Annotated in this window: 24 protein-coding genes, 1 pseudogene and 1 other annotated feature; of the genes and pseudogenes, 22 read left to right on the forward strand and 3 right to left on the reverse strand. The window is 65.6% G+C overall.

Features of this window, described 5'->3' with window-relative positions:
* The first annotated feature begins 76 nt into the window (after positions 1–76).
* The 11 genes from RLDS_RS36670 to RLDS_RS36720 all read left to right on the forward strand — a co-directional run bounded on the left by RLDS_RS36670 (position 77) and on the right by RLDS_RS36720 (position 10,323).
* A complete protein-coding gene (locus tag RLDS_RS36670; RefSeq protein ID WP_021225441.1) occupies positions 77–745 on the forward strand; it encodes a hypothetical protein in 669 nt (222 codons plus the stop codon).
* Positions 672–1,034, forward strand: a complete 363-nt coding sequence (locus RLDS_RS36675; protein ID WP_084514727.1) for a helix-turn-helix transcriptional regulator — start codon at positions 672–674, stop codon at positions 1,032–1,034. Before RLDS_RS36670 ends, RLDS_RS36675 begins: the two co-directional genes overlap by 74 nt.
* Before the next feature lie 150 nt (positions 1,035–1,184).
* Positions 1,185–1,607 carry a curli assembly protein CsgF gene (locus RLDS_RS36680; RefSeq protein WP_236616827.1) on the forward strand — a complete coding sequence of 141 codons (423 nt, stop codon included), beginning with the start codon at positions 1,185–1,187 and terminating at the stop codon, positions 1,605–1,607.
* Between the two features lie 22 nt (positions 1,608–1,629).
* Positions 1,630–2,640: a CsgG/HfaB family protein gene (locus RLDS_RS36685; RefSeq protein ID WP_021225444.1), complete on the forward strand. Its 1,011-nt coding sequence runs from the start codon at positions 1,630–1,632 to the stop codon at positions 2,638–2,640.
* A 224-nt stretch (positions 2,641–2,864) separates the two neighbouring features.
* Positions 2,865–4,457, forward strand: a complete 1,593-nt coding sequence (locus RLDS_RS36690; RefSeq protein WP_021225445.1) for a beta strand repeat-containing protein — start codon at positions 2,865–2,867, stop codon at positions 4,455–4,457.
* 72 nt (positions 4,458–4,529) lie between these two features.
* Positions 4,530–5,939, forward strand: coding sequence for a hypothetical protein (locus tag RLDS_RS36695; RefSeq protein WP_021225446.1), 1,410 nt, complete (start codon positions 4,530–4,532; stop codon positions 5,937–5,939).
* A 69-nt stretch (positions 5,940–6,008) separates the two neighbouring features.
* Positions 6,009–6,662: a hypothetical protein gene (locus tag RLDS_RS36700; RefSeq protein ID WP_021225447.1), complete on the forward strand. Its 654-nt coding sequence runs from the start codon at positions 6,009–6,011 to the stop codon at positions 6,660–6,662.
* A gap of 18 nt (positions 6,663–6,680) precedes the next feature.
* Positions 6,681–7,421: a hypothetical protein gene (locus RLDS_RS36705; protein WP_021225448.1), complete on the forward strand. Its 741-nt coding sequence runs from the start codon at positions 6,681–6,683 to the stop codon at positions 7,419–7,421.
* Positions 7,422–7,432: 11 nt separating this feature from the next.
* The gene (locus tag RLDS_RS36710; RefSeq protein WP_152528022.1) at positions 7,433–7,780 is read left to right on the forward strand and encodes a hypothetical protein; all 348 of its coding nucleotides are present in this window, start codon (positions 7,433–7,435) and stop codon (positions 7,778–7,780) included.
* 136 nt (positions 7,781–7,916) lie between these two features.
* Positions 7,917–9,473 (forward strand): M23 family metallopeptidase, encoded by a 1,557-nt coding sequence (locus RLDS_RS36715; protein ID WP_031297800.1) that lies wholly within the window; start codon positions 7,917–7,919, stop codon positions 9,471–9,473.
* Positions 9,474–9,528: 55 nt separating this feature from the next.
* Entirely contained in the window at positions 9,529–10,323 is a 795-nt protein-coding gene (locus tag RLDS_RS36720) for a nucleotidyltransferase family protein (RefSeq protein WP_021225451.1), read from the forward strand.
* Here the strand turns inward: RLDS_RS36720 and RLDS_RS36725 are convergent.
* Positions 10,320–11,630 (reverse strand): lipopolysaccharide biosynthesis protein, encoded by a 1,311-nt coding sequence (locus RLDS_RS36725; RefSeq protein WP_021225452.1) that lies wholly within the window; start codon positions 11,628–11,630, stop codon positions 10,320–10,322. The two genes, RLDS_RS36720 and RLDS_RS36725, sit on opposite strands and share 4 nt — an antisense overlap.
* Positions 11,631–11,752: 122 nt before the next feature.
* Here RLDS_RS36725 and RLDS_RS36730 point away from each other — a divergent pair, with 122 nt between their 5' ends.
* The 7 genes from RLDS_RS36730 to RLDS_RS36755 all read left to right on the forward strand — a co-directional run bounded on the left by RLDS_RS36730 (position 11,753) and on the right by RLDS_RS36755 (position 18,711).
* Positions 11,753–12,523 carry a phosphocholine cytidylyltransferase family protein gene (locus RLDS_RS36730; protein WP_021225453.1) on the forward strand — a complete coding sequence of 257 codons (771 nt, stop codon included), beginning with the start codon at positions 11,753–11,755 and terminating at the stop codon, positions 12,521–12,523.
* A gap of 47 nt (positions 12,524–12,570) precedes the next feature.
* Positions 12,571–12,626, forward strand: a sequence feature (sul1 is cis-regulatory element that is thought to sense ions involved in sulfur or methionine metabolism; They are found in Alphaproteobacteria).
* A gap of 67 nt (positions 12,627–12,693) precedes the next feature.
* Positions 12,694–14,184: a SulP family inorganic anion transporter gene (locus tag RLDS_RS36735; protein WP_021225454.1), complete on the forward strand. Its 1,491-nt coding sequence runs from the start codon at positions 12,694–12,696 to the stop codon at positions 14,182–14,184.
* Positions 14,185–14,249: 65 nt separating this feature from the next.
* Positions 14,250–14,897, forward strand: a complete 648-nt coding sequence (locus tag RLDS_RS36740) for a glutathione S-transferase family protein (RefSeq protein ID WP_021225455.1) — start codon at positions 14,250–14,252, stop codon at positions 14,895–14,897.
* A gap of 158 nt (positions 14,898–15,055) precedes the next feature.
* A complete protein-coding gene (locus RLDS_RS56925) occupies positions 15,056–15,610 on the forward strand; it encodes a hypothetical protein (RefSeq protein WP_021225456.1) in 555 nt (184 codons plus the stop codon).
* The gene (locus RLDS_RS36750) at positions 15,607–15,957 is read left to right on the forward strand and encodes a hypothetical protein (protein WP_021225457.1); all 351 of its coding nucleotides are present in this window, start codon (positions 15,607–15,609) and stop codon (positions 15,955–15,957) included. Before RLDS_RS56925 ends, RLDS_RS36750 begins: the two co-directional genes overlap by 4 nt.
* A 280-nt stretch (positions 15,958–16,237) precedes the next feature.
* Entirely contained in the window at positions 16,238–16,873 is a 636-nt protein-coding gene (locus RLDS_RS55895) for a hypothetical protein (RefSeq protein ID WP_152528023.1), read from the forward strand.
* Positions 16,874–17,403: 530 nt separating this feature from the next.
* Positions 17,404–18,711 (forward strand): M28 family peptidase, encoded by a 1,308-nt coding sequence (locus tag RLDS_RS36755; RefSeq protein WP_031297801.1) that lies wholly within the window; start codon positions 17,404–17,406, stop codon positions 18,709–18,711.
* A gap of 42 nt (positions 18,712–18,753) precedes the next feature.
* Here RLDS_RS36755 and RLDS_RS36760 read toward each other — a convergent pair whose 3' ends face one another.
* On the reverse strand, positions 18,754–18,942 hold the full coding sequence (locus RLDS_RS36760) for a hypothetical protein (RefSeq protein ID WP_021225459.1): 189 nt from the start codon (positions 18,940–18,942) through the stop codon (positions 18,754–18,756).
* Positions 18,943–19,060: 118 nt separating this feature from the next.
* Here RLDS_RS36760 and RLDS_RS36765 point away from each other — a divergent pair, with 118 nt between their 5' ends.
* Positions 19,061–20,374 (forward strand): DNA-packaging protein, encoded by a 1,314-nt coding sequence (locus RLDS_RS36765; RefSeq protein ID WP_021225460.1) that lies wholly within the window; start codon positions 19,061–19,063, stop codon positions 20,372–20,374.
* Positions 20,375–20,411: 37 nt separating this feature from the next.
* Here the strand turns inward: RLDS_RS36765 and RLDS_RS36770 are convergent, their stop codons facing one another.
* Positions 20,412–20,723 carry a barstar family protein gene (locus RLDS_RS36770; protein ID WP_021225461.1) on the reverse strand — a complete coding sequence of 104 codons (312 nt, stop codon included), beginning with the start codon at positions 20,721–20,723 and terminating at the stop codon, positions 20,412–20,414.
* A gap of 411 nt (positions 20,724–21,134) precedes the next feature.
* Between RLDS_RS36770 and RLDS_RS36775 the strand changes: the two genes are divergently transcribed.
* From RLDS_RS36775 to RLDS_RS55900, 3 genes and pseudogenes are all read left to right on the forward strand, one after another.
* On the forward strand, positions 21,135–21,434 hold the full coding sequence (locus RLDS_RS36775; RefSeq protein WP_021225462.1) for a GIY-YIG nuclease family protein: 300 nt from the start codon (positions 21,135–21,137) through the stop codon (positions 21,432–21,434).
* 131 nt (positions 21,435–21,565) lie between these two features.
* A complete protein-coding gene (locus tag RLDS_RS36780) occupies positions 21,566–21,904 on the forward strand; it encodes a hypothetical protein (RefSeq protein WP_021225463.1) in 339 nt (112 codons plus the stop codon).
* Between the two features lie 118 nt (positions 21,905–22,022).
* Positions 22,023–22,199 (forward strand): annotated as a pseudogene (locus RLDS_RS55900) (phage portal protein); the annotation flags it as partial.

Here is a 22,199-nt window from a genome sequence, read left to right on the forward strand (position 1 = left end):
GGGGTCGGTTCCGGCAAGACGTTCGTGCCGCGGGGCGCAGGTGGCGCGAAGTCTTGAAGCAAAGGAGGGGTGGGCTTTGCAAGACAAGTCCGGAAACGAGCGCCTGTGGGCGGGCGGCTTTGCGCCCGCATGTGTCGAGGATCAGCCATCATCGGGAATTGCGCGATTGGCAAGCGTGCTGGAACGGCATCTGGCGCGACGCGTCGTCGGGGCGCAGCCGAACGCCATGGCGGCGAACGCCATAACGGCGAATGGAAGCGCGACGGGTGAGCCGCGCGGCGTGAACCGGCTCTTTTTTGGTCGGTCCGCGCCTGACCCCATGGCAACGCCACATGGTTCACCGATGGAGGATGACGCGGATGCCTTGCTGTCGGGCGAGCATGAGGGAGCTGCGGAATTGGCGCTGCTCACCGACGCGTTCGAAGCGATCGGCCAGGGGCATGAGGCGTTGCAGGGGCTGGTCGACCTGACCTGCACCGGCATGTTCATTTTCGATACGGACGCGCATCTGGTCTTTGCCAATCGCTATGGCGAGCGGATGCTGGAGGGCAGCAGCGAATTGCAGGTCGGCGGCGGCAAACTGTCGGCCAGCCGCCCGGACAATATGATGCGGATCAGCCAGCTCCCAGCTCTTTGCCCGCCTGAGCGGCGCGCAGGCGCCTGCGGTCGGCATGACGCGGATCGAGCGATTGGGCGCATCGCCCTATGTCATGCTGCTCGCGCGCTGCCTGCTGGGATGCAATGAGGCGCTGGTCGCCTTTATCACCGATACGGAACAGCGCGCGACGGTCGCGGGGGACATGCTGCGCGATCTTTACGGGCTGGGGCGCGCGGAAGCGGAAATCGCCACGGCCCTGGCGCGCGGGTTGGACCTGGACGCGATCGCGGAGCAGCGGTCGACCAGCGTCGGCACCGTGCGGAACCAGGTGAAGGCGATCGCGGCGAAGATGGAGTGCACGCGGCAGGTCGACATCGTGCGCAAGATATTGTCGATCCCGATCATCTGCTTGCCCGACGAAAAGGGGCGCGCGTAAATATTTGTCGGCCGGACTGCCCCAATGCGGAACAGTCGGACATATTTCGAACGGTATATACCAAATGGGAGATGCGACTCACCCCGCAGGGGATTAACGAAGCCTTAATAACAGGGTCGAGTTACTTCATAGCCTTCGTGGGAGTGGGGCGTGCAAAGGTTAGTAGTCTCGACACTGGCACTGTTGTGCCTGGGGTATCCCTGTGCATCCGACGCACAGGATCTGGTCCATTCGCCGATCAGCCCGACCTTCGGGGGCAATCCGTTCAATTCGGCGCACATCCTGGGCACGGCCAACGCGCAGAATGATTATCGCGACCCGAAGACGGCGACATCGTCGTCGCAAGCCGATATTTTCGCGCGGCAATTGCAGTCGCGCCTGTTGTCGGCGCTGTCTTCCCAGCTGGTCGACGCGATCTTCGGCGAAAACCCGCAGGAAAGCGGAACGATCAGCTTTGGCGGGCAGACGATCGATTTCGTGCGCGGGCTGGAAGAGGTGACGATCAACATCTTCACCGAGGCGACGGGCGAAACCACGACCATCGTGGTGCCGACCTTCGTCGATGTGAACTGAAGAAGGGGCGGGGGCTCTTTGCATGTTGAGGCAGATATTCCTGACAACGAGCGCGGCGCTGCTGCTGGGCGGATGCAATTCGCTGGCGACGACGGGGCGGGACGATATTCCCTCGATGAACCCGATGGCGGTCTATCCCCGCTATACGCAGGCGCAGCGGCAGTTGATGGAATTGCCGCCGCCGCAGCGGCCGGTGGCGATCGCCGTCTATAATTTTTCCGACCAGACCGGCCAGTATCGCGTTGGCGAAGGGGGAACGCAGACGCTGTCGCGCGCGGTGACGCAGGGCGCTGCGTCGATCCTGGTGCGGGCGTTGCAGGATGCGGGCAACCGCAAATGGTTCACGATCGTCGAGCGCGAGCAGCTGCGCAACCTGCTCAACGAGAGGCAGATCATTCGCGAGATGCGCGAACGCTATCTGGGCGAAAATAATGTCAACCCGCAGGCGTTGCCGGCGATGCTGTTTGCCGGCGTGCTGCTGGAAGGCGGGATCATCAGTTTCGACACCAATACGGTGACGGGCGGCGCGGGCGCTTCGTTCCTGGGGATCGGCGCCAGCACGCAATATCGGCAGGATACGGTGACGGTCTATCTGCGCGCCATTTCGGTGCGCACCGGCGAGGTGCTGACCACCGTCACCGCGTCCAAGACGATCGCGTCGCAGTCATTGGGCGCGTCGGCGTTCCGCTTTGTCGGCTTCAAGGAGCTGCTGGAGGCGGAAGTGGGCATGACGACGAACGAGCCCGATCATATCGCCCTGCAACAGGCGATCGAGAAGGCGGTCTATGGCCTCGTGATGGAGGGCATTGACCTCAACCTGTGGAATTTCGCGGACACCCAGGCCGGCTGGCCGATGCTGTGGCGCTACCGTCAGGAGCGCGACGGCGTCTTCACGCCCAAACAGGTGGAAGCGGCAATGGATACCGCGCGAAAGGCTGCGCCGATGAAGATGAAGCCACGCGCGGTGCCGATGACGGAAATGCCCAAATCCTCCAGCAAAGCCAAGCAGGGAGGGCCGGGCGTGGGTCGTTAAACGAGACGATTGACCGCCATCAGGCAGTCAGCGTTTCAAAAGGTGCGGGGGACCGCCTGGTGTTCCCCGGACCATGACAAGAACCAGGCGAACATTCGCCCGCCGGAGGTGGAAGCTCCGACGGGCGAGCATGAGTGAATGAATGTGCCACCAATCATGCGGCCCTGAAGTAGGTTTACTTCGGGACAGCATGGTTATCGCCCTTTTCAAAAGGAATGACAACCATGAAACGGACCATCTATACTTCGGTTTCGGCCCTGGCGCTGCTGGCAGCAGCCCCGGCTTTCGCGCAAAGCAACGATTCGACCGTGACCCAGTCGGGTGACAGCCAGACCGCATCGGTGACGCAGAGCGGCGCCAACGACGTGTCGTTCGTGACGCAGGAAAATGCGAACAACGACGCCACCGTGTCGCAGGCCGGCGCAACCGGCAGCTATTCGAACGTCCTCCAGACCGGCGCGGGCAACACCGCTTCGGTGACCCAGGATGACGATGGCACCGGCGCCGCGCCGACCCAGACGTCCGAAGTCCAGCAGACCGGCAGCGACAATGAAGCGACCGTCGCGCAGACGCAGACAACGTCCTTCCTGAACACCACCAATGATTCGACGGTCGTCCAGTCGGGCAGCAGCAACGTCGCGTCGGTGTCGCAGGCGGATGACGGCCAGTTTTCGAGCCTCTATCAGACGTCGGACAACAATATCGCCAATGTGAGCCAGGGCGTTGACGGCGCACCCGAAGGCGGTTCGGCCGGCACCACCTATGAAAACACGTCCTATGTCACGCAGGGCGGCACCGGCGGCAATGACGCCACCGTCATCCAGAGCGGTGCGGTCAACTATTCGTCGGTGAACCAGCAGGGCGCCGACAGCATCGCCGATGTGACGCAGAGCGGCGACGGCAATGATTCGACCGTCAACCAGCTGGACGACGCGGGCGGCACCGCGACCGTCACCCAGGGCGGCAACAACAATGATTCGACCATCAACCAGACGTCGAACGGGTCGATCGCGACCGTCGATCAGTCCGGTTCGAGCAACCTGTCGGTGCTGAACCAGGGTCGCAATGACGGCAATCCGTTCCAGACCAATGGCCAGCAGGCGCTGATCACGCAGGGCGGTGACAACAACCAGTCCTATGCGACGCAGAGCGGTTCGTCGGGCGACCTGAATGTCGACCAGTCGGGCGACAACAACCTGTCGGATGTGGTCCAGTCGGGCTTCGACAATTCGGCCGGCGACAATACCGGCATGGTCGGCGTCAACCAGTCGGGCAACAGCAACGAAGCCTATGTGACGCAGGCCGGCCAGCTGTCCGACGCCATGATCGACCAGATTGGCAATGATAACTATGCGTCGATCGACCAGAGCGTCGGCAATGCCCCGAACCCTCCGGGCGGTCCCGATCCGCGCGTCGCAACTGCTTCGATTGAGCAGGGCGGCAGCAACAACAGCAGCACGATCGACCAGTTCGGCGGCAACGCCACCATCAGCGCGCGTCTGATGGAAGCGAGCAGCAAGCAGTCGGGTGACAACAACCAGAGCAGCATCTCGCAGACCAACACCCTGATTGCGGGCGCAAGCTCGGGCAACTTCGCCAGCGTCGATCAGAGCGGCAACGACAACCTCTCTGAGGTGATGCAGGACGGCGCGCTGAACGAAGCCGCGGTCGATCAGAGCGGCAGCACCAATGAGTCCTGGGTGTCGCAGTCGGGTTCGGGTCACTCCGCGACCGTCACGCAGAGCAGCGATCTGAACAATTCGGTCGTCAACCAGACCGGCATGAACAACACCGCCACTGTCACGCAGGGCATGTGATCGAAAAAGGGATCAGCGCCGCACAATCGCGGCGCTGGTCCCTCCTTTCGCACATAATAAAGGGATAAGATCATGCAGCGCATCCTTCTTGCAAGCGCGTCGGCGCTTGCCTTCCTGGCCGCGGTTCCGGCCCTGGCGCAGAATAACGGCTCCACCGTGACGCAGACCGGCACGGACGCGACGGCCACCGTCACCCAGTCCGGGTCCAGCGCCTCCTCCACCGTCACCCAGGGCGGCGACAATAATGCGGCGACCGTGACGCAGGCCGGCAATGGCGCTGAATCCATCGTCCTGCAGGACAATGGCACGGGCGGCGGCAGCAATGCCAGCGACGACAATAACAGCGCCACCGTCGACCAGACCGGCGACGCTTATTCGCGGGTCCGCCAGTATAATGACAATGCCGACGCGCAGGTGACGCAGAATGGCGATGGCAACAGTTCCGACATTTTGCAGACCGGCGACAATGACGACGCGACCGTCGACCAGCAGGGCACGGACCTGACGTCCACCATCGCCCAGTCGGGCAACAGCAATGATGCCAATGTCAGCCAGAGCGGCGACACCAACCAGTCGGGCATCATCCAGAGTTCCGGCTCCAACGTCGCGATCGTGACGCAGGAAGGATCGCTGAACGAATCGTCGATTTTGCAGAACGGCCTTGGCCTCAACACCGCCAATGTCGAGCAGACCGGCGAGGACAATGAGTCGCAGGTGACGCAGGGCGGCATCGCCAATGATGCGGGCGACGACGCGACCGTGCGCGGCGTGTTCCAGAGCGGCGACCGCAACAGCTCGCGGATCAGCCAGTCGGGCGGCTTGCAGGACGCGGCCGTCCGCCAGACCGGCGACGACAATGACTCGCAGATCACCCAGGGCGGTTCGCTGGGCGCGGCGCATTATGCCGATGTCGACCAGAGCGGCAGCGGCAATGAGTCGGTCATCACCCAGGCGGGCGCGCTGTCGGATGCGCTGGTCGACCAGAGCGGCGACGACAACAGCTCGTCGGTCAACCAGGGCCTGCTGGGTTCGCACCTGGCCGATGTCGACCAGAGCGGCAACGCCAACAGCTCGACCGTGACGCAATATGGCTGGAGCCAGGCTGCCTATGTCGAGCAGGTCGGCGATGGCAATGCGTCCTCGATCGACCAGGGCACCGCGCTCAATGGATCGGACCAATATGCGTCGGTGGCGCAGAGTGGCGATGATGGCCAGTCGACGATCATCCAGCGCGGCCAGGACCAGCGGGCCGAGCTGACGCAGGGCGGCGTGTCGAACGAGTCCTTCATCGACCAGTCGGGATCGGACCATCTGGCCGAAGTGACGCAGGATGGCACCGACAATTATTCGTCGGTGATCCAGTCGGGCGGCGGCAGCACGGCCGACGTCACCCAGACGAGCGACCTCAACAACAGCTGGGTCAACCAGAGCGGCAATGGCCACAGCGCCACGGTCGTCCAGGGTTCGGCCGGCGCGATGTAAACGCAAGGCCCGCCGGCCCGCCCATGATCGGGCGGGCCGGCGGGTTGCTTTTTATGCAAGGAGGCTGTGATGGGGAAATTTGGCATGGCGGCGCTGCTGGCGCTGGCTCTGGCAGGCGCGATGGCGGCGCAAGCCGGCGAAGCGCAGTCCGGCGTTCCCGCGCCCAGCCTGCCCTATATGCTGGAGATACCAGCGTCGACCGGGCGCAGCGTCTATATCGAGCAGGTGGGGTCCTATAATCGCGCGACTTCGGTGCAGGCGGCGGCGCGCGCGACGGCCCGGATCACGCAGGACGGCGCGCGCAATATCGCCCATGTCGAGCAGCGCGGCGAAGCGGCCGCAGCCGCCCTGACCCAGCGCGGCGATGATAACGCGGCGCGCGTGACACAGCAGGGTGCAGGCCAGAATATGCTGGCGCTGGCGCAGGTCGGCCATGGCAATAGCGCCGTGGTGCAGCAGCGCGCGATGGCCGCGAGCAGCAATCAGGCGACGATCGCACAGACCGGCAATGGCAATCGGGTCGCACTGACGCAGGATGGCGGCGACAATCAGGCGACGCTGGCGCAGACGGGCGACAATAATGCGATGACCGCCAGCCAGACCGGCGCGGGCAATCAATTGACCTGGACGCAGGAGGGCAATTACAATGCCGACCTGGGCGTGCAGCAGCAGGGCGGCAGCGCCATCGCCATCCATCAGAGCGGCGGCGTCGGCGGCAAATAACGCCATGGAGAGGCGGCGATGACGGGCTGTCGAACACTATCGGGACTGACGATCGCATCGCTGATGCTGGCGATGCCGATTGCGGCCGCGCAGGTGAGCGTGATCGACGGCGAGCCTGCCCGGGCGGCGGGAGAGGTCGAGCAAATCAGCGACAAGGGCGCGCATGCGGGACCGGTGCTGCCCCCGGAGGATATCGTCACGTGGCGCGAGGAAGGGGCCGATATGCTGGCGGACCCGGTGCGGACCGAGAACCGCCGGCAATCCGTGCAGGCGGTGGGGCAGCTAACGCCCGTTCAGGATGGTGAGCCGGTGACGCAGCTCTATCGCGGCGGGCCGACCGCCCAGCCCAGCGCGCCGCTGTCTTCCCCGGCGCAGGGGCGCACTGGCGCGGTCGAGGCGGTCGATGGGCAGGACCGGTGCGATCCGGGCGCGGCCGACAGGGAGTCGCCGACGCGGTGCGCGCAGGTGATCGAGACGCGATCGGCCGAATTTGCCAAGCCATCGCCCACCGCCCTGTCGCCCGAACAGAAATTGCTGGTCGACGGGCGCATCCGCAACGAGCCGGTCGCCCCCGATCGCCGGATCGCCGCCCGGTCCGATGTCGACGACCCCGATTATCAGCAGATTGCCGCCGCCGCCCTGCAGGGCGCGCCCGCCAGCGTGGCGGAAAAGCCGGCCGACGAGGAAAAGGACCCGCAGGCGCAAGCCTTGCAGAATGCGGCGATTGGCGCCGTCGTCGATGTCTTGACGCCGCGATGACGGGGGTGACGATGCCGGTGCGCTTGATGATGATGCTGGCGGCGATGGGAGCAGTGCCGATGCAGGCGCAGGAAACGACTGGTCGCCCAGTCGAGGCGGTATTGACGCCGGCCGAGGGCGTTGACGTGCTGACCGTGCGCGGCCTGTCGCCGGTGGCGGTATCGGGCAGCTATGAACTAGATGTGCTGTCGGGCGCGCAGGCGGGCAATCATGCGGTGCAGAAGGGGCGCATCCACCTGGTTGCGAACGCGCCCGCGACCTTCGTGACATTGCGGCTGAACCAGTTTCGCAGTGCGCGGCTGACCGTCAGGATCGATGGCCAGCCGGCCTATGACCAGGCGCTGGGCGCAGCGCGCTGATGCGAAAGGCGCGCGTCAAACCGCCATTCGTCGCGGCTGCGGGCCGGGTCATGGCATCTTAATGCGGCTTTAACTTCACTTGCTTCACAAGGGCGGCGCGGGCGCATATGCGGTTGGCGGGCGTCGTGGCGAACAGATGCCCTTGGGGGTCGCGGGTTTGTTTCAGGATAGCCAGGTCGGGTTTCAGCAGGGCGGCGCGCCCATGTCGCTGTGGATGGCGGAGTCGCTGCGGCGCGGCGTGCCGATCCCGACGCGCGACTGGCGCACGCGGCTGCGCGACTGGGCCGACGATGTGGAACTGGTCCCGGACCTTGGCCAGCGGATCGGCAGCCGGACATGGTTTCGGGGCCTTGCCACCTGCTTCGGCCTTTGCGCGAGCGCGCTCTACCTCTCGCCCGGTTTTGAGCCCGTGCCCGGCGCGCCCGGCCCGACGCTGAGCGATGCGCAGTATGACGAGGTGCGCAGCCAGATGATCACGCCGCTGGCGCTGGGCGGCGACAGCGGGCATCGCATGGGATCGACCGACGCGGTGCAGCCGCTGCGCGAGACGCCCGAGCGGCCGCAGATTGAGCTGAGCGCCCAGGTCGGCAGCAGCGACACGCTGGCCCGCGCCTTGTCGCGCGCGGGCGTCAGCAGCGCGGATGTCGCCGCCGTGGTCGGCATGGCGGGCGCGGATATTGCGGGCGGGGTGAAGCCGGGCACGCGGCTCAACATCATTCTGGGCCGCCGCGCGAGCCGCGACCGGCCCCGGCCGCTGGACCATCTGGCGTTCCGGGCGCGGCTGGACCTGGACATGACGTTCGAGCGGCTGGGCGGCGTGCTGTCGGTGCAGCGCGTGCCGATCCGCGTCGACGATACGCCGCTGCGCATTCAGGGCGTGGTGGGGGACAGCATCTATCGATCCGCCCGCGCGGCCGGCGCGCCGCCCAAGGCGGTGCAGGCGTTCCTGCGCGTGATCGCCAAGCAGGTCGACCTCGGCTCCATCGCGGCGGGCGACCGCTATGATATCGTCACCGAATATCGGCAGGCCGAAACAGGCGACGTGGAGGTGGGCGAATTGCTCTATGCGGGCCTGAAGCGCGCGCGGGGCAAGGATGTCGACATGGTGAAATGGACCAGCAATGGCCGCACCGAATGGTATGAGGCGTCGGGCGTGGGCGAGCGGCGCGGCGTGCTGTCGGCACCGGTCGCCGGGCGCATGTCGTCGGGCTATGGCCAGCGGCGGCACCCGATATTGGGCTATACCAGGATGCATGCCGGCATCGATTTCGCCGCGCGCTACGGATCGCCCATCTATGCCGTGACCGATGGCGTCGTGTCCTTTGCCGGGCGGCATGGCGGCCATGGCAATTATGTGCGCATCCAGCATGGCGGCGGCCTTGCGACAGGCTATGCGCATATGAGCCGCATTGCGGCGGCATCCGGGCAGCGGGTGCGGCGGGGGCAGGTGATCGGCTATGTCGGGTCGACCGGCCTGTCGACCGGGCCGCATCTTCATTATGAGCTGTATCGCAATGGCGCGACGGTCAATCCGCTGTCGGTCAAGTTCACGACCACGGCGCAATTGGCGGGCCGGGACCTGGCGGCGTTCCGGGCGAAACTGGCGGCCTATAAGGGGCTGGCGGTGGGCGCGCATCAGCGGTTCGCCCAAGAGGCGGCGCAGGCTGCCGCGCCGGTCGAACGCGGCAAATAGTTCGCGGGCGCGAAACGATCTTTCCGCCGGTGCGCCGCTGCGCTAACGGGCGGGCATGAAAGGCACCGTTACTGGCACCGTTACCGCCATCCTGCTTGCAGGCGCGCGTCCCATTCCCGATCCGCTGGCCAAGGCCGCCGGCGTCGCAGTAAAGCCGCTGGTGCCGGTGGCGGGCGAGCCGATGATCAACCGGCCGGCGCGGGCGTTGCTGGATCATCCCGCGATCGGCGAGGTCATCATCCTGACGCAGCGGCCCGACGCCTATGCCGCCGATCCGGCCACCGCCTGGCTGGCGACGCATCCGCGCGTGCGGTTCGAAACGGGCGGGCAGGGTATCGCATCGTCGCTGCTGGCGATGATGGATGCAGGGGCGCTGGCCTTTCCCGCGCTGCTGACGACGGCGGACCATGTGCTGCTGGACCGGGCGATGCTGGACCAGTTTGTCGGCGAGGCGAATGGCGCGGACATCGCCGTCGCCATGGTCGAGCGGGCGACGATGCTGGCGCGCTATCCGCAGTCGCGGCGGACATGGCTCAAATTCCGGGATGGCGGATGGTCGGGGGCCAATATCTTCTGGATCGGTAGCGACCGGGCGCGGCGCGCGATCGCGCTGTGGCAGGAGGTGGAGCAGGACCGCAAGAAGGGGTGGAAGATCCTGGCGGCGTTCGGGCCGCTGGCGCTGATGGGCGCGTTGCTGCGGATATCGACGCTGCGCGGCGGCATGGCGCGGGCGGGCCGATGGCTGGGGCTGGAAGCGCGGCTGGTGGCGATGACGAAGCCCGAGGCGTGCATCGACGCCGACAAGGCCGAGGATGTGACGCTGATCGAGGCGATATTGGCCTCGCGCTAATCCTTGATGGCGACGGCGCGGCGGCTGGCGAGGCCCATCATCGTGAAGGCGGCGAGCGAGGAGAGGATGTTCGCCATCGCCGCGCCCTGCGTGCCATAGAGCGGCAGAAGCGCCGATTGCAGGCCAAGGAGGAGCAATGTCGCGATGACGCTGATCCGCAATGACAGTCCGGCGCGGTCGGTGGCCATGAGCAGCGGGCGGTAGCTGACCCCGGCAAGGTCGATGCAGGCCGCAACCCCCAGCATCAGCAGCAGCGGATAGGCGGGCAGGAATTCGTCACCCGCGATGAGGCCCAGCAGCGGCCGGCCGATCGTGAGGATGAGCGTGATGATAACCGCGCCTGCGATCAACGCCAGCCGGTTGGTGCGGCGGAACAGCGCGCCCAGGGCTTCGGTTCCCTGCGCCGTGGTGCGCGAGAGTTCGACGAAGATGCTGCGCGAGAGCAGGCTGGAAATCTTGGTCAGCGAATTGGCGAGCTGATTGGCGAGGCGATAGAGACCCGCGCCCGCCGGGCCGACGAACGCGCCGACGATGAGCACCGCCACCTGCTGCCCGACCGAGGACAGGCTGGTCTGAAGATTGGTGGCGGTGAGAAAGCCGACGATGCCGGGATTTTCAGCGCGTGCGTCGAGCGCTCGGCCGGCACGCCAGCTGCCGATCTGGGGGCCCCCGACGCGCAGGGCAAGGAACCAGTAACTGGCGGCGCAAAGCAGTTCGGCAAAGGCCCAGGCGAGCAGGAAGGCGGTGATGCCGGGCGCGACCGCCCAAGCCACAAGCGCGCCGATCATGCGGCCGACCGGGATCATGGTTTCGGCAAAGGCGGCGGAATCGAAGCGGTCGAACAGGCGCAGCACGCCCGTCGGGCTGGAGCGGATGGTGATCATCATCAGGAGCGCGAACAGCCAGACCTGAAGCCCCATGTCCGGTTCCAGCCCCAGGAGCGGCCCGGCGAAGAGAATGACGCCCGCCGCGATGGCCGCGCCCGCCGCTGCGGACGCCAGGTCGATGAGGATGCAGAAGCGCAGTACGCGGTTGAGCGCGTCGCCATTGCCAGCGGCGAGATGCGGCTGGCCATAGCGCACGACGATCTGCCAGCTGTCGAAGCTGACCAGCGTCTTGATGACGTTGGCGGCGCTCAGGACCAGGGCGAAACGGCCGAAATCGGCGACGCCCAGCGTGCGGGTGACGATGGCGAGATAGGCGAGGCTCAGCACCGCGCCCACGCCCTTGCCCCCCAGCAGCCAGCCGGTGTTGGCCAGGATGCGGGCGAAGGCGTCCGCCGCCGCGCCTGATCCGCGCTTGAACATCACTTTTGTCGCCGGCCCTTCCTGTCCCCAGCCGGTCGTCCGGCGGGGCCTATCTAGGGCCTGACGCGCCCGGTTTGAAGCCGCCTTTTTTTCGGCCCAATTGCGGGCTAAAGCCGCGCGCCATGACGATCAGCAAAGCCATCATCCTTTCCGCCGGCCAGGGATCGCGCCTGTTGCCGCTGACGCGCGACGTGCCCAAATGCATGATCGATTTCAACGGCCGCAGCCTCATCAGCTGGCAGGTCGCGGCGCTGGTCGCCAATGGCGTGACGGACATCGTGGTGGTGACGGGGTTCCGCACCGAGCGGGTGGAGGATCATGCGTTGCAGCTGTATCGCGACACCGGCGCGCGCATCCGCACCATATTCAACCCCTTTTTCCAGGTGGCCGATAATCTGGGCACCTGCTGGATCGTGCGGGAGGAGATGGACCGGGACTTCATCATCCTGAACGGCGATACCATCGTGTCGGACGAGATCGTCGCCAGGCTGGTCACAGGCGCCAAGGACGCGATCACGGTCACCGTCGACGTGAAGCCGCAGGGCGATTATGACGACGATGACATGAAGGTCAGCCGCGACGCCGACGGGCGGTTGCACGCGATCGGCAAGCGGTTGCTGCCGCCCGATACCAATGCGGAATCGATCGGCATGCTGGCCTTCACCGGGGAAGGGCCGGCGATATTCCGCAACCAGATCGACCAGATGATGCGCACGCCCGAGGGCGTGGAACGCTGGTATCTGCGCGCCATCGATATCATCGCCAAGGGCAACCGCGTCGGCACCGTGTCGATCGAGGGGCTGGAGTGGCAGGAGGTCGATTTCCCCCAGGATGTCGACGCGGCGCAGACGCTGACGGCCAAGTGGATCGCGGAAGGGCGCTACGCGCGATAAGGCGGGCTTGCCCGCGCGGGCGTGTCGGGTTAAGGGGCGCGCATTCGCATGGACCCGGTGCAATTCCGGGTGGCTATTCCGGCCGCCGATCCGCCGGACAACATCACACATGATTTTTGAAGACCGCGGGCGATCCGCGTCATGTGCCTTGTTGTGGACATTCAGATATAATGACAAATTCCCTCATCCGCTACCGGCAGGAGTGGTTCAGCAGCGGCGCGGGCGCGCGCCGCGACATATTGGCCGGCATCGTCGTCGCGCTGGCGCTGATCCCCGAAGCCATCGGCTTTTCCATCATCGCGGGCGTAGATCCGCGTGTCGGCCTGTATGCGTCGGTCGCGATCGCCATGACGATCGCGCTGATCGGCGGGCGGCCGGGCATGATTTCCGCCGCGACCGCCGCCGTCGCCGTTCTGGTGACGCCGCTGGTGCGCGAGCATGGCGTACAATATCTGTTCGCCGCGACGATCCTGATGGGCGTCATCCAGGCGATCGCCGGGCTGTTGCGGCTGGACCTGCTGATGCAGTTCGTCTCGCGATCGGTCATCACCGGCTTCGTCAATGCGCTGGCGATCCTGATATTCCTGGCGCAGCTGCCGCAGCTGACCAATGTCGGCTGGGAAACATACGCCATGGTCGCGGGCGGGCTGGCGATCATCTATGGGTTTCCCCGGATCACCAGGGCGGTGCCATCGCCGCTGGTGGCGATCCTGGTGCTGACCGCGATCAGCATCGGCATGGGCCTGCCGGTCAACATGGTCGGCGACATGGGCAAGCTGCCCGAAGGATTGCCGAGCCTGGCGCTGCCGCAGGTCCCGCTGAGCTGGGAAACGCTGCGCATCATCGCGCCCTATTCGGTTACGATGGCGGCCGTCGGGCTGCTGGAATCGCTGCTGACCGCGCAGATCGTCGATGACATGACCGACAGTGACAGCGACAAGAGGCGCGAATGCATGGGCCAGGGCGGCGCCAACATCGTGGCGGCGATGTTGGGCGGCATGGGCGGGTGCGCGATGATCGGCCAGTCGGTCATCAACGTGACGTCGGGCGGGCGCGGGCGATTGTCCACTTTTGTCGCCGGCGCGTTCCTGCTGTTCCTGCTGGCGGTGTTGGGGCCGTGGGTCGGGCGCGTGCCGATGCCGGCACTGGTCGCGGTGATGATCATGGTATCAATCGGCACGTTCAGCTGGAACTCGATCGCCAATTTGCGGCGGCATCCGCCAACGTCATCGGTGGTGATGCTGGTGACGGTGGTGGTCGTGGTGGCGACGCGCGACTTGTCGCTGGGCGTGCTGGCGGGCGTGCTGCTGTCGGGCATCTTCTTTGCCGGGAAGGTGCAGCGCATGTTCGGCGTGGAGCGGAGCGAGGATGCGGGCCGGGCGACCTATCGGGTGACGGGGCAGATCTTCTTTGCCTCGGTCGACCGCTTCACCCGCGCTTTCCAGGACGAGAGCGGGGCAGAAGCCGTGCTGATCGACGTGTCGGCCGCGCATTTCTGGGATATTTCGGGGGTCGGCGCGCTGGACAAGGTGGTCGCGAAGCTGCGCGCGCAGGGCGTGGCGGTAGAGGTGGTCGGCTATAACCGGGCGAGCGCGGACCTCATTGACCGGTTCGCGCTGCACGACAAGACCGGCGTCGAGATGGGCGTCGTGCCGCATTGAACAGGGTTGCGTTCCGCTACTGATGTGACATGGTCCGGCTCTAAGGCAAGAGAGGAGTCGGACCGATGATCATCCATGGCGCCAGAGTGTCGCCCTTCGTGCGCAAAGTCCTTGTTTTCGCGACCGAAAAGGGAATCGAGACGGAGGTTCGGATGGCCGGTTTCGGGCGCGGCGATCCGGGCTATCTGGAAGGATCGCCCTTTGGCAAGATACCCGCGCTGGAAGATGGCGACTTTCTGCTGTGCGATTCGACCGCGATCATAACCTATATGGATGCGTTGCATCCTGAGCCCAATCTGATCCCGACCGAAGCCAGGGCGCGGGCGCGCACCATCTGGTTCGAGGAATTTGGCGATACGATCGCGCAGCAGGCGGGGCAGAAGATTTTCTTCAACCGTGCGGTGGCGAAGCGGGTGAAGCGCGAGCCGGACCTGGCGGCGGCGGACCGGGCGGAGGCCGAGGAGATGCCGAAAATCTACGATTATCTGGAGAAGGAGCTGCCGGAAAGCGGTTGGCTGGTGGAGGATCGCTTCACCCTGGCGGACCTGGCGGCGGCGTGCCCGATCATCAATGTGGGCTATTGTTCGGACGGGCTGGACGCGGCGAGATGGCCCAAGGTCGCGGCGTGGCTGGCGGCGGTGAAGGCGCGGCCGAGCGTGGCGGCGGCCATGGAGGAAGAAGCACCGGCGGTTCGCGCCATGCTGGACAATTAACCCATATGGCACATTCTGCTTGACATCGTCACGCTGATCTGACAGATAGGTCGATATTGGGAAAATGTGAGTCGCCAAGGCGGCGCGAGGACAGGTCGGTTCCGAAAGCGGGGCCGGCCTTTTTCGTGTCTGGCGAACCGGGCGGGGGAATGCGGGCGATGGCGACGGAAACGGAAACGGAAACGGTGGAGGAGAGGCGGCTGGTGCCGCAGCGGCAGGCGCGGGCGGGCGGCGCGCGCGTGCAGCAACGACAGGCGCGCAAGGATAGTTGGACGCTGGAGGAGGAGCGGATATTCCTGCTGACGCTAGCGGAATGCTGCAATGTGAGCGAGGCCGCGCGGGAAATCGGCAAATGCCGGCAGGGCGCCTATGCGCGGCGCAAGCGCCGGATCGCCTTTGCCCGCGCCTGGGACGCGGCGCTGGAGGAAGGCTATTGCGAACTGGAGATGATGCTGATGCGCGCGTCGCTGTTCGGCAGCGAGAGCGAGGAAATCGTCATGGATGGCGATGGCGTGGTGAAAAGCCGCAAGGTCAAGCGCGCGCCCAACCTGACCATCGGGTTGCGGCTGTTGCAGCATCATCGCGCCCGCGTGACGCAGATCCGCGCGGCCAAGGGGCGCAAGCGAAGCGGGCCGGACAGCGCCGACGCCAAGGCGCGGGTGCGCGCGATGCTGGAGGAAATTAGGCGGCGGCGCGCGGCTGCGGGCGAATGATGCGGGCGCGCCATGCGTTCGTGACGGTGCCGACGAAGCGGGCCGGGGGTGCGACGGTCGGCGCATTAACCCTTTTTCCACCGGAACGGATGGTGCAGCTGCGGCATTCGAAAGCCATGACATTGGAAAGCCGGATTTTACAACAGCTTGGCGCGGGGCCGATCCGCCGATTGACGCTGGAGGGCGTGGACGCGGACGAACTGGCGACAACGCTGCGGCATATGGCGGCGCGGCGGCAAATCTGCATCCGGCCCGACCAGATTTCGCTTTATTGGCATCGCCATATGATCCTGTCGCCCATGGGGGCGCTGGTGCGCAAGGTGACGGCGCGGCCGGTCGCGGCGTGAGGGGGTGGTAGCGGAAGGACGGGGATGCTCTCGTTGGCCTGTGGCTGCCCTTCCGGGTGCGAGGAGGACGGGATGGTTTGTGGCCCGTGTGTTCCCTATCGTCATCCCCGTGGAGGCGGGGGTCCTTCTTCTCAGTATGGCATGTGGGCTACGGTCGAGAGATGGGTTCCCGCTTTCGCGGGAATGACGGAGTGGGACGGAAATGAGATCGTCCGGTTTTCGTGGCAGTCAAAGGACAGCTGACGTTGCCAAAGTATAGAATACTCGCCATCATCGGTTCATGTGGAAGCAAACCATCATAGCTGCATATCTTGGAGCGACTGTAACGATCCCCTCATCTGTACAGGCATGCTCAGTGGGCCGGGGCTACCGGGTCCCGACCACTTTGCAACTGGTGGAAGGCTCGGACGCAATTGTTCTGGCAAAAGTCAAAGCGGGGGCACTTCATTCTGAATTTGGCTTTCGCCAAGCGTCGCTAACGCCAGTCGCGCTTCTAAAGGGTGACCGACTGCCCGAACAAATATCTTGTGAATATTGCGCTATATCAAGAAGTCGATGGAAGGCTGTCGCAAGTAATCCTCGCGATTTGCAAGAGCCAAATCCTGATGTCTTTTCAGGCGGATGTAATCGGCAGGTTTTCGATAAAGGCATGCTCGTTGTAGCCTTCCTGAAGAAAGAAGGCGATACATATGTCGTTAACGCACCTCCATTTTCGAGGGCATTGGAGGATGTGCCATCGTCAGATGCTCTTTGGGTGAAGGCAATCAAAATATACGTCAAGATTGTGGCGTTGCCGGGCGTGAAGCGCCGACAAGCCATGGAAGCGGAACAGGCGCGGTTGGCAGCAAGAAAAAATGACCCGGATGCTACATTGCTTGCTCGCGAGCTAGACAGGGCACTTCATGAAAACCCATGAGGTTTCGCAAGGGCGGGGGGAATCTCTGTTCTAGGTATATGCAGGAATCACCTTAGCTGACCTAACATGGTCGCTTCCACACGATCATCCCCTGTAAGGGGAGGTGGCTGGCTGTAGGCCAGACGGAGGGGTGTCGCGCTTTCGACAGGGTGATACCCCTCCACCACTTCGTGGTCCCCCTCCCCTGCAGGGGAGGATTTTTGCCGTCGCTTTTGGTCGGGACATGACGTCCGGATTTGCTTTCGCAGATCAGAGAGAGAGGGGCATTCCCGCTTTCGTGGGAATGTCAGTCGCCTCACCCGGCCCAAAAAGAACCCCCGGCTTGACGCCGGGGGTCGAGGTTCAGGGAGGATCAGCGGCGCAGAGGGGGACTGCGTGGTGCCGCTGACAGGGGCATGACTAGGGCGGCAATGCTGCGGGGGAATGTCCGGTTTGTAGCCGGAGTGACATATGCGCGGATGTGGGACGCTATCCCGGACATGCGCCGGGGCGGCTTTACAGTCGTCAAATAGCCGATAAGGTCCGCCCCCATGAAAACATTGATCCTGCTCGCCGCCGCTTCTGCCCTGTCCACGTCCGCCAGCGCGCAGACGCGCGCGCCCGATCCGGCGCGGTTGAAGGCGACGGTGGAGAAGCTGGTGAGTTTCGGCACGCGCCATACGCTGTCTTCGGCGACCGACCCCAGGCGCGGCATCGGCGCGGCGCGGCGCTGGGGCGCGGCGGAGTTCGAGAAGATCGCCAAGGGCTGTGGCGGGTGCCTGACCGTCGAGACGATCGCGGACCGCTTTACCGGGCCGCGCGCGCCCGACGGGGTCGAGGTGGTGGACGTGCTGGCGATCCAGAAGGGGACGGGGGACCCCAACCAGGTGGTGATCGTCGCCGGGCATATCGACAGCCGGGTAAGCGACGTGATGAACGCGACCAGCGATGCGCCCGGCGCGAACGACAATGCGTCAGGCACGGCCTTGGTGATCGAGGCGGCGCGGGTGCTGGCGGGCGAAAAATTTGACGGCACGATCGTCTATGCGCTGCTGTCGGGCGAGGAGCAGGGGCTGTGGGGCGGCAAGCTGCTGGCGGCCACGGCCAAGGCGCGCGGCTGGCAGGTGCGCGCGATGCTGAACAACGATATTGTCGGCAACACGCTGGGCCAGAATGGGCAGATCGTCGCCGACCGGGTGCGGGTTTTTTCCGAAGGCATACGCTTTGCCGAGGATGAGAAGGCGGCGCGGACCCGCCGGGCGATCGGCGGGGAGGATGACGGGCCATCGCGCGCGCTGGCCAAGAAGATCGACGGCATTGCCGAGGCCAATCCGCAGGTCGGGCTGGACGTGTTCGCGGTGCGGCGGCTGGACCGGTTCGGGCGCGGCGGCGACCATTCGCCCTTCCTGGAACTGGGCTTTCCCGCGGTGCGCTTTTCGGTGGGGATAGAGAATTACGACCGGCAGCATCAGGATTTGCGGACGGAAAATGGCCGCGTCTATGGCGATACGGTGGACGCGATGGACTTTCCCTATCTGGCGAAGGTGACGGCGCTCAACGTCGCGGCGCTGCGCGAGCTGGCCGATGCGCCGGCCGCGCCCGCCAGCGTATCGCTGGACGGGGCGCTGTCGATGGATACGCGGGTGTTCTGGGACGCGGTGCCGGGCGCTGCGGCGTATAAGGTCTATTGGCGGCGCGCGGACGCGCAGGATTGGACCGACAGCCGCGTCGTGACAGGTGCGACCGAAACGGTGTTGAAAGATGTCGTCGTCGACGATCATTTCATCGGCGTGGCGGCAGTGGCCAGCGACGGGGCGGAAAGCATCGTGACCTTTGGCGGGATGGCGCCGAGGAAATAAGAGCAGGGCATGGCCGCCCCGCGCGGGGCGGCCGGGACGCGATCAATCCCTGACGGGTTTTGCGCCCGCCAGCGCCATGGCGTTCGCGGTGCCGGTGGCGGGCTTGACCGTGGCCGGGCGGTCGGTGAGCGCGCTGGCGGCGACCATGCCGCCGCCGACGATGGCGGCGACGCCAAGAATGGCGAGCAGGGTGCGCTGCCGGCCGGAAGGATCATGGGAAGGGGGATGCATGAAGGTCCTTTCTGCTGCGTATGCGCAAGGCAGAATGGCGAGAATGACGGTGCGTTCCCGCACATTTCTGTAAGATTTGGTTGCAGCGCGGTGGCCTGCGAAACAGGGGAGGAGCGCGATGCAGCTTTCGGACCGGGAGTGGCTGGCGCGCGCCGATGCGGCGCAGCAGGGGGCGATGCTGAAACTGCTGACGCAGGGCGCGGCGGAGCGGATCGCGGCGGACTGGGACTTTGTGGCGCGGCCGGGGCAGCGCGCGCCGGCGGGCGACTGGCGCATCTGGCTGATGATGGCGGGGCGCGGCTTTGGCAAGACGCGCGCCGGGGCGGAATGGGTGCGCGGCATTGCGGAGGCCGATCCCACGGCGCGGATTGCGCTGGTCGGGGCGAGCTTGGGCGAGGCGCGGGCGGTGATGGTGGAGGGGGAGAGCGGGCTGCTCAGCATCGCGCCGCACTGGGCGCGGCCGGCCTATGCCCCGGCGCTGCGGCGGTTGACCTGGCCCAATGGCGCGGTGGCGATGCTGTTCGGGGCGGCCGATCCCGAAGGGCTGCGCGGACCGCAGTTCAGCCATGGCTGGGCCGACGAAATCGCCAAATGGGCGGGCGGCGAGGCGGCCTGGCATAATCTGATGATGGGCTTGCGGCTGGGGCGCGACCCGCGCGTGCTGGCGACGACGACGCCAAGGCCGGTGCCGCTGGTGCGCAGGCTCGTGGCGCGGGACGGCGATGACGTGGTGGTGACGCGGGGACGGACGGCGGACAATGAAGCCAATCTGGCGCCCGGCTTCGTCGCGGCGATGACGGCGGGCTATGGCGGCACGCGGCTGGGGCGGCAGGAACTGGACGGCGAACTGATCGAGGAGGTGGAGGGCGCGCTGTGGACGCGGGCGCTGATCGAGCAATGCCGCGTCGTGCATGTGCCGGGCGCGCTGACCCGCGTGGTGGTGGCGGTCGATCCGCCCGCGAGCGTGGGCGGCGACGCGTGCGGCATTGTGGTCGCGGGTGTGGGCGGCGACGGGCGCGCCTATGTGATCGCGGACGCAAGCGTGGCGGGGGTGCGGCCCGAAGGCTGGGCCCGCGCGGTCGCGGCGGCGGCGATGGTGCATGGCGCGGACCGGGTGGTGGCCGAGGCGAATAATGGCGGCGCGATGGTGGAAAGCGTGCTGCGCGCGGCGGAAGAGACGCTGCCGGTGAAACTGGTCCATGCAAGCCGGGGGAAGGTGGCGCGGGCGGAGCCGGTGGCGGCGCTCTATGAAGCGGGCCGGGTGGCGCATCGCGGGGCTTTCCCGGGACTGGAGGACGAAATGTGCGGATTGCTGGCGGGGGGCGGCTATGTCGGGCCGGGGCGGTCGCCCGATCGCGCGGACGCGCTGGTGTGGGCGATGAGCGAGCTGATGCTGGGGAAGATGGGGGAGGCGCGGGTTCGGGGGATGTGAGGGGCTATGGTCTGCCTTACCCCGGCTCATCTTACCACTAGGGAGACACGCCGTCGCCGATCTCGAGCGAGGCTTCGCTTCTGGTTATGCGGGCGACAGCGCCATAACGGGTAAGCGCGACAAATGCAGACAGCATTGCGTCTCGGGCCTGCTCGTTGGTTCGATTGACCCCTGTAACGTCCACGCGCAAAGGGAATTCCACCTGATTGATGTCGCCTACGATCATGGAGTCTACAAGGGCCGCGATGTTTCGCCCATGCCAATCGGGCGCACCAAGCCGGCCCAAGAGCGCATCATAGAAATCTGACGCCGTTTTCCAGTTCTGGGCATCGAGGGAGATGATATGCACGACTGGAGGCTCCGATCAGCAATCGTTAAGGCCGAACGCATGACAGCGTTCGAGACCGGAGGTCATGCTACTGCCCGTCTGGGTGCAGTCAATTCATGCGTTGCCTCGTCATGCCGGGCGTGACCCAGCATCCTGGTGACTCTCTGAGCAAGAAGCGGGACCCCGGCTCAGGGCCGGGGTGACGCGGGTGTGGCTGGCGACGGCGAAAGACATGCAACCCATTGGAAAAAGTCACCGATCGAGTGCAATCCACTTTGACCGGGCATTTCTAAAACAACGGTGTGAAGGCAGCGGGACCCCGGCTTAGGGCCGGGGTGACGGGTGGATGATCGTTAGCAGGGGAAGTGATAATCTTTTCCCATGCGTCATCCCGGGCTTGACCCGGGGTCCAGCTTTTTGAAGGCTCATGCCATGCGCGAAGGAGCCAAGGGCGGCTGGGTCTATATCATGGCCGATCGTTATCGCGGGACGATATATGTTGGCGTCACCGCCGACATTGTTGCGCGCGTCGATCACCATAAGCGTGGCATCGGATCGGATTTTTGCGCGCGCTATGGGTTGGGCCGGCTGGTCTGGATGGAATTTGGCGAGGATATTCGGGCGTGCATCGAGCAGGAGAAACGCCTGAAGCGATGGCGGCGGGCCTGGAAATTCGACCTGATTGAGCGCGATAATCCGCTGTGGCGGGACATATCCGAAACGGCGGTATGAAAGGCAGCGGGACCCCGGCTCAAGGCCGGGGTGACGGTGTTGGGAGGTAGTGCCGGGGGGCGTGCGGCTCCCTTTTCGGGAACAACCCGACCGCGACCGCCGTTTTCCTGAGGTAATCAGGAGTATGGATCATGAAGACGGTTAAGGTGCTGGCGGCGATCGTTGGCGTTTCTCTGGTGGCAAGCCCGGTGATGGCGGCGAGCCTGAATGGCAAGGATCGGGCGCGGGTCGCGCGGGCGGCTCCGCGGGACCGGGATGATGTGCGCTATTGCCTGCTCAAGGGCAAGGAAGGGCGCGACGAGGGCACGGTGATCGGCGCGGCCGGTGGTGCCGGTGTCGGCGCTCTGGCGGGCGGCAGCCTGGGCGAAAGCCTGCTGGCCGGCGCGGCGGGTGCGGTGGCTGGCCGGGTGATCGGCAAGAGCGAAGGCACCAATTCGGAATGTGACCGGGTGCTGGCGCGCAATCCCTGAAGCCGCGCGCCTGATGCGCCCACCCCGCTGCGACTAAAGCGCTGCGCGCTCAAGTCTCGCTGCCCCTCCCGTAAACGGGAGGGGTTTTTTGTTTGTGTCGGTATGTGGGGAGCAATCCATGAAATGGTTCGGGACGAAGGCCGCGCAGGCGGACGCGCGGCCGGTGTTGGCGCGTGCCTGGGGCACGGGCGCGGTGGCGCTGGGCGAATGGCCGGCCAGTTACGAGGCGCAGTTGCGCGCCGGGGTGATGGGCAATCCGGTGGCGCAGCGGGCGATGCGGCTGGTGTCGGAGGGG

This window comes from Sphingobium lactosutens DS20 (genome assembly GCF_000445105.1).
Taxonomy (GTDB): Bacteria; Pseudomonadota; Alphaproteobacteria; order Sphingomonadales; family Sphingomonadaceae; genus Sphingobium; species Sphingobium lactosutens.

Coding starts and splice junctions, on each gene's coding strand:
- RLDS_RS36675 (WP_084514727.1), top strand. CDS start 672: ATGACGCGGATCGAGCGATTGGGCGCATCGCCCTATGTCATGCTGCTC.
- RLDS_RS36710 (WP_152528022.1), top strand. CDS start 7,433: ATGCCGGTGCGCTTGATGATGATGCTGGCGGCGATGGGAGCAGTGCCG.
- RLDS_RS36690 (WP_021225445.1), top strand. CDS start 2,865: ATGAAACGGACCATCTATACTTCGGTTTCGGCCCTGGCGCTGCTGGCA.
- RLDS_RS36780 (WP_021225463.1), top strand. CDS start 21,566: ATGAAGACGGTTAAGGTGCTGGCGGCGATCGTTGGCGTTTCTCTGGTG.
- RLDS_RS36695 (WP_021225446.1), top strand. CDS start 4,530: ATGCAGCGCATCCTTCTTGCAAGCGCGTCGGCGCTTGCCTTCCTGGCC.
- RLDS_RS36755 (WP_031297801.1), top strand. CDS start 17,404: ATGAAAACATTGATCCTGCTCGCCGCCGCTTCTGCCCTGTCCACGTCC.
- RLDS_RS36720 (WP_021225451.1), top strand. CDS start 9,529: ATGAAAGGCACCGTTACTGGCACCGTTACCGCCATCCTGCTTGCAGGC.
- RLDS_RS36705 (WP_021225448.1), top strand. CDS start 6,681: ATGACGGGCTGTCGAACACTATCGGGACTGACGATCGCATCGCTGATG.
- RLDS_RS36725 (WP_021225452.1), bottom strand. CDS start 11,630: ATGTTCAAGCGCGGATCAGGCGCGGCGGCGGACGCCTTCGCCCGCATC.
- RLDS_RS36685 (WP_021225444.1), top strand. CDS start 1,630: ATGTTGAGGCAGATATTCCTGACAACGAGCGCGGCGCTGCTGCTGGGC.
- RLDS_RS36735 (WP_021225454.1), top strand. CDS start 12,694: ATGACAAATTCCCTCATCCGCTACCGGCAGGAGTGGTTCAGCAGCGGC.
- RLDS_RS36765 (WP_021225460.1), top strand. CDS start 19,061: ATGCAGCTTTCGGACCGGGAGTGGCTGGCGCGCGCCGATGCGGCGCAG.
- RLDS_RS36700 (WP_021225447.1), top strand. CDS start 6,009: ATGGGGAAATTTGGCATGGCGGCGCTGCTGGCGCTGGCTCTGGCAGGC.
- RLDS_RS55895 (WP_152528023.1), top strand. CDS start 16,238: ATGTGGAAGCAAACCATCATAGCTGCATATCTTGGAGCGACTGTAACG.
- RLDS_RS36715 (WP_031297800.1), top strand. CDS start 7,917: ATGCCCTTGGGGGTCGCGGGTTTGTTTCAGGATAGCCAGGTCGGGTTT.
- RLDS_RS36740 (WP_021225455.1), top strand. CDS start 14,250: ATGATCATCCATGGCGCCAGAGTGTCGCCCTTCGTGCGCAAAGTCCTT.
- RLDS_RS36750 (WP_021225457.1), top strand. CDS start 15,607: ATGATGCGGGCGCGCCATGCGTTCGTGACGGTGCCGACGAAGCGGGCC.
- RLDS_RS56925 (WP_021225456.1), top strand. CDS start 15,056: ATGGCGACGGAAACGGAAACGGAAACGGTGGAGGAGAGGCGGCTGGTG.
- RLDS_RS36760 (WP_021225459.1), bottom strand. CDS start 18,942: ATGCATCCCCCTTCCCATGATCCTTCCGGCCGGCAGCGCACCCTGCTC.
- RLDS_RS36775 (WP_021225462.1), top strand. CDS start 21,135: ATGCGCGAAGGAGCCAAGGGCGGCTGGGTCTATATCATGGCCGATCGT.
- RLDS_RS36730 (WP_021225453.1), top strand. CDS start 11,753: ATGACGATCAGCAAAGCCATCATCCTTTCCGCCGGCCAGGGATCGCGC.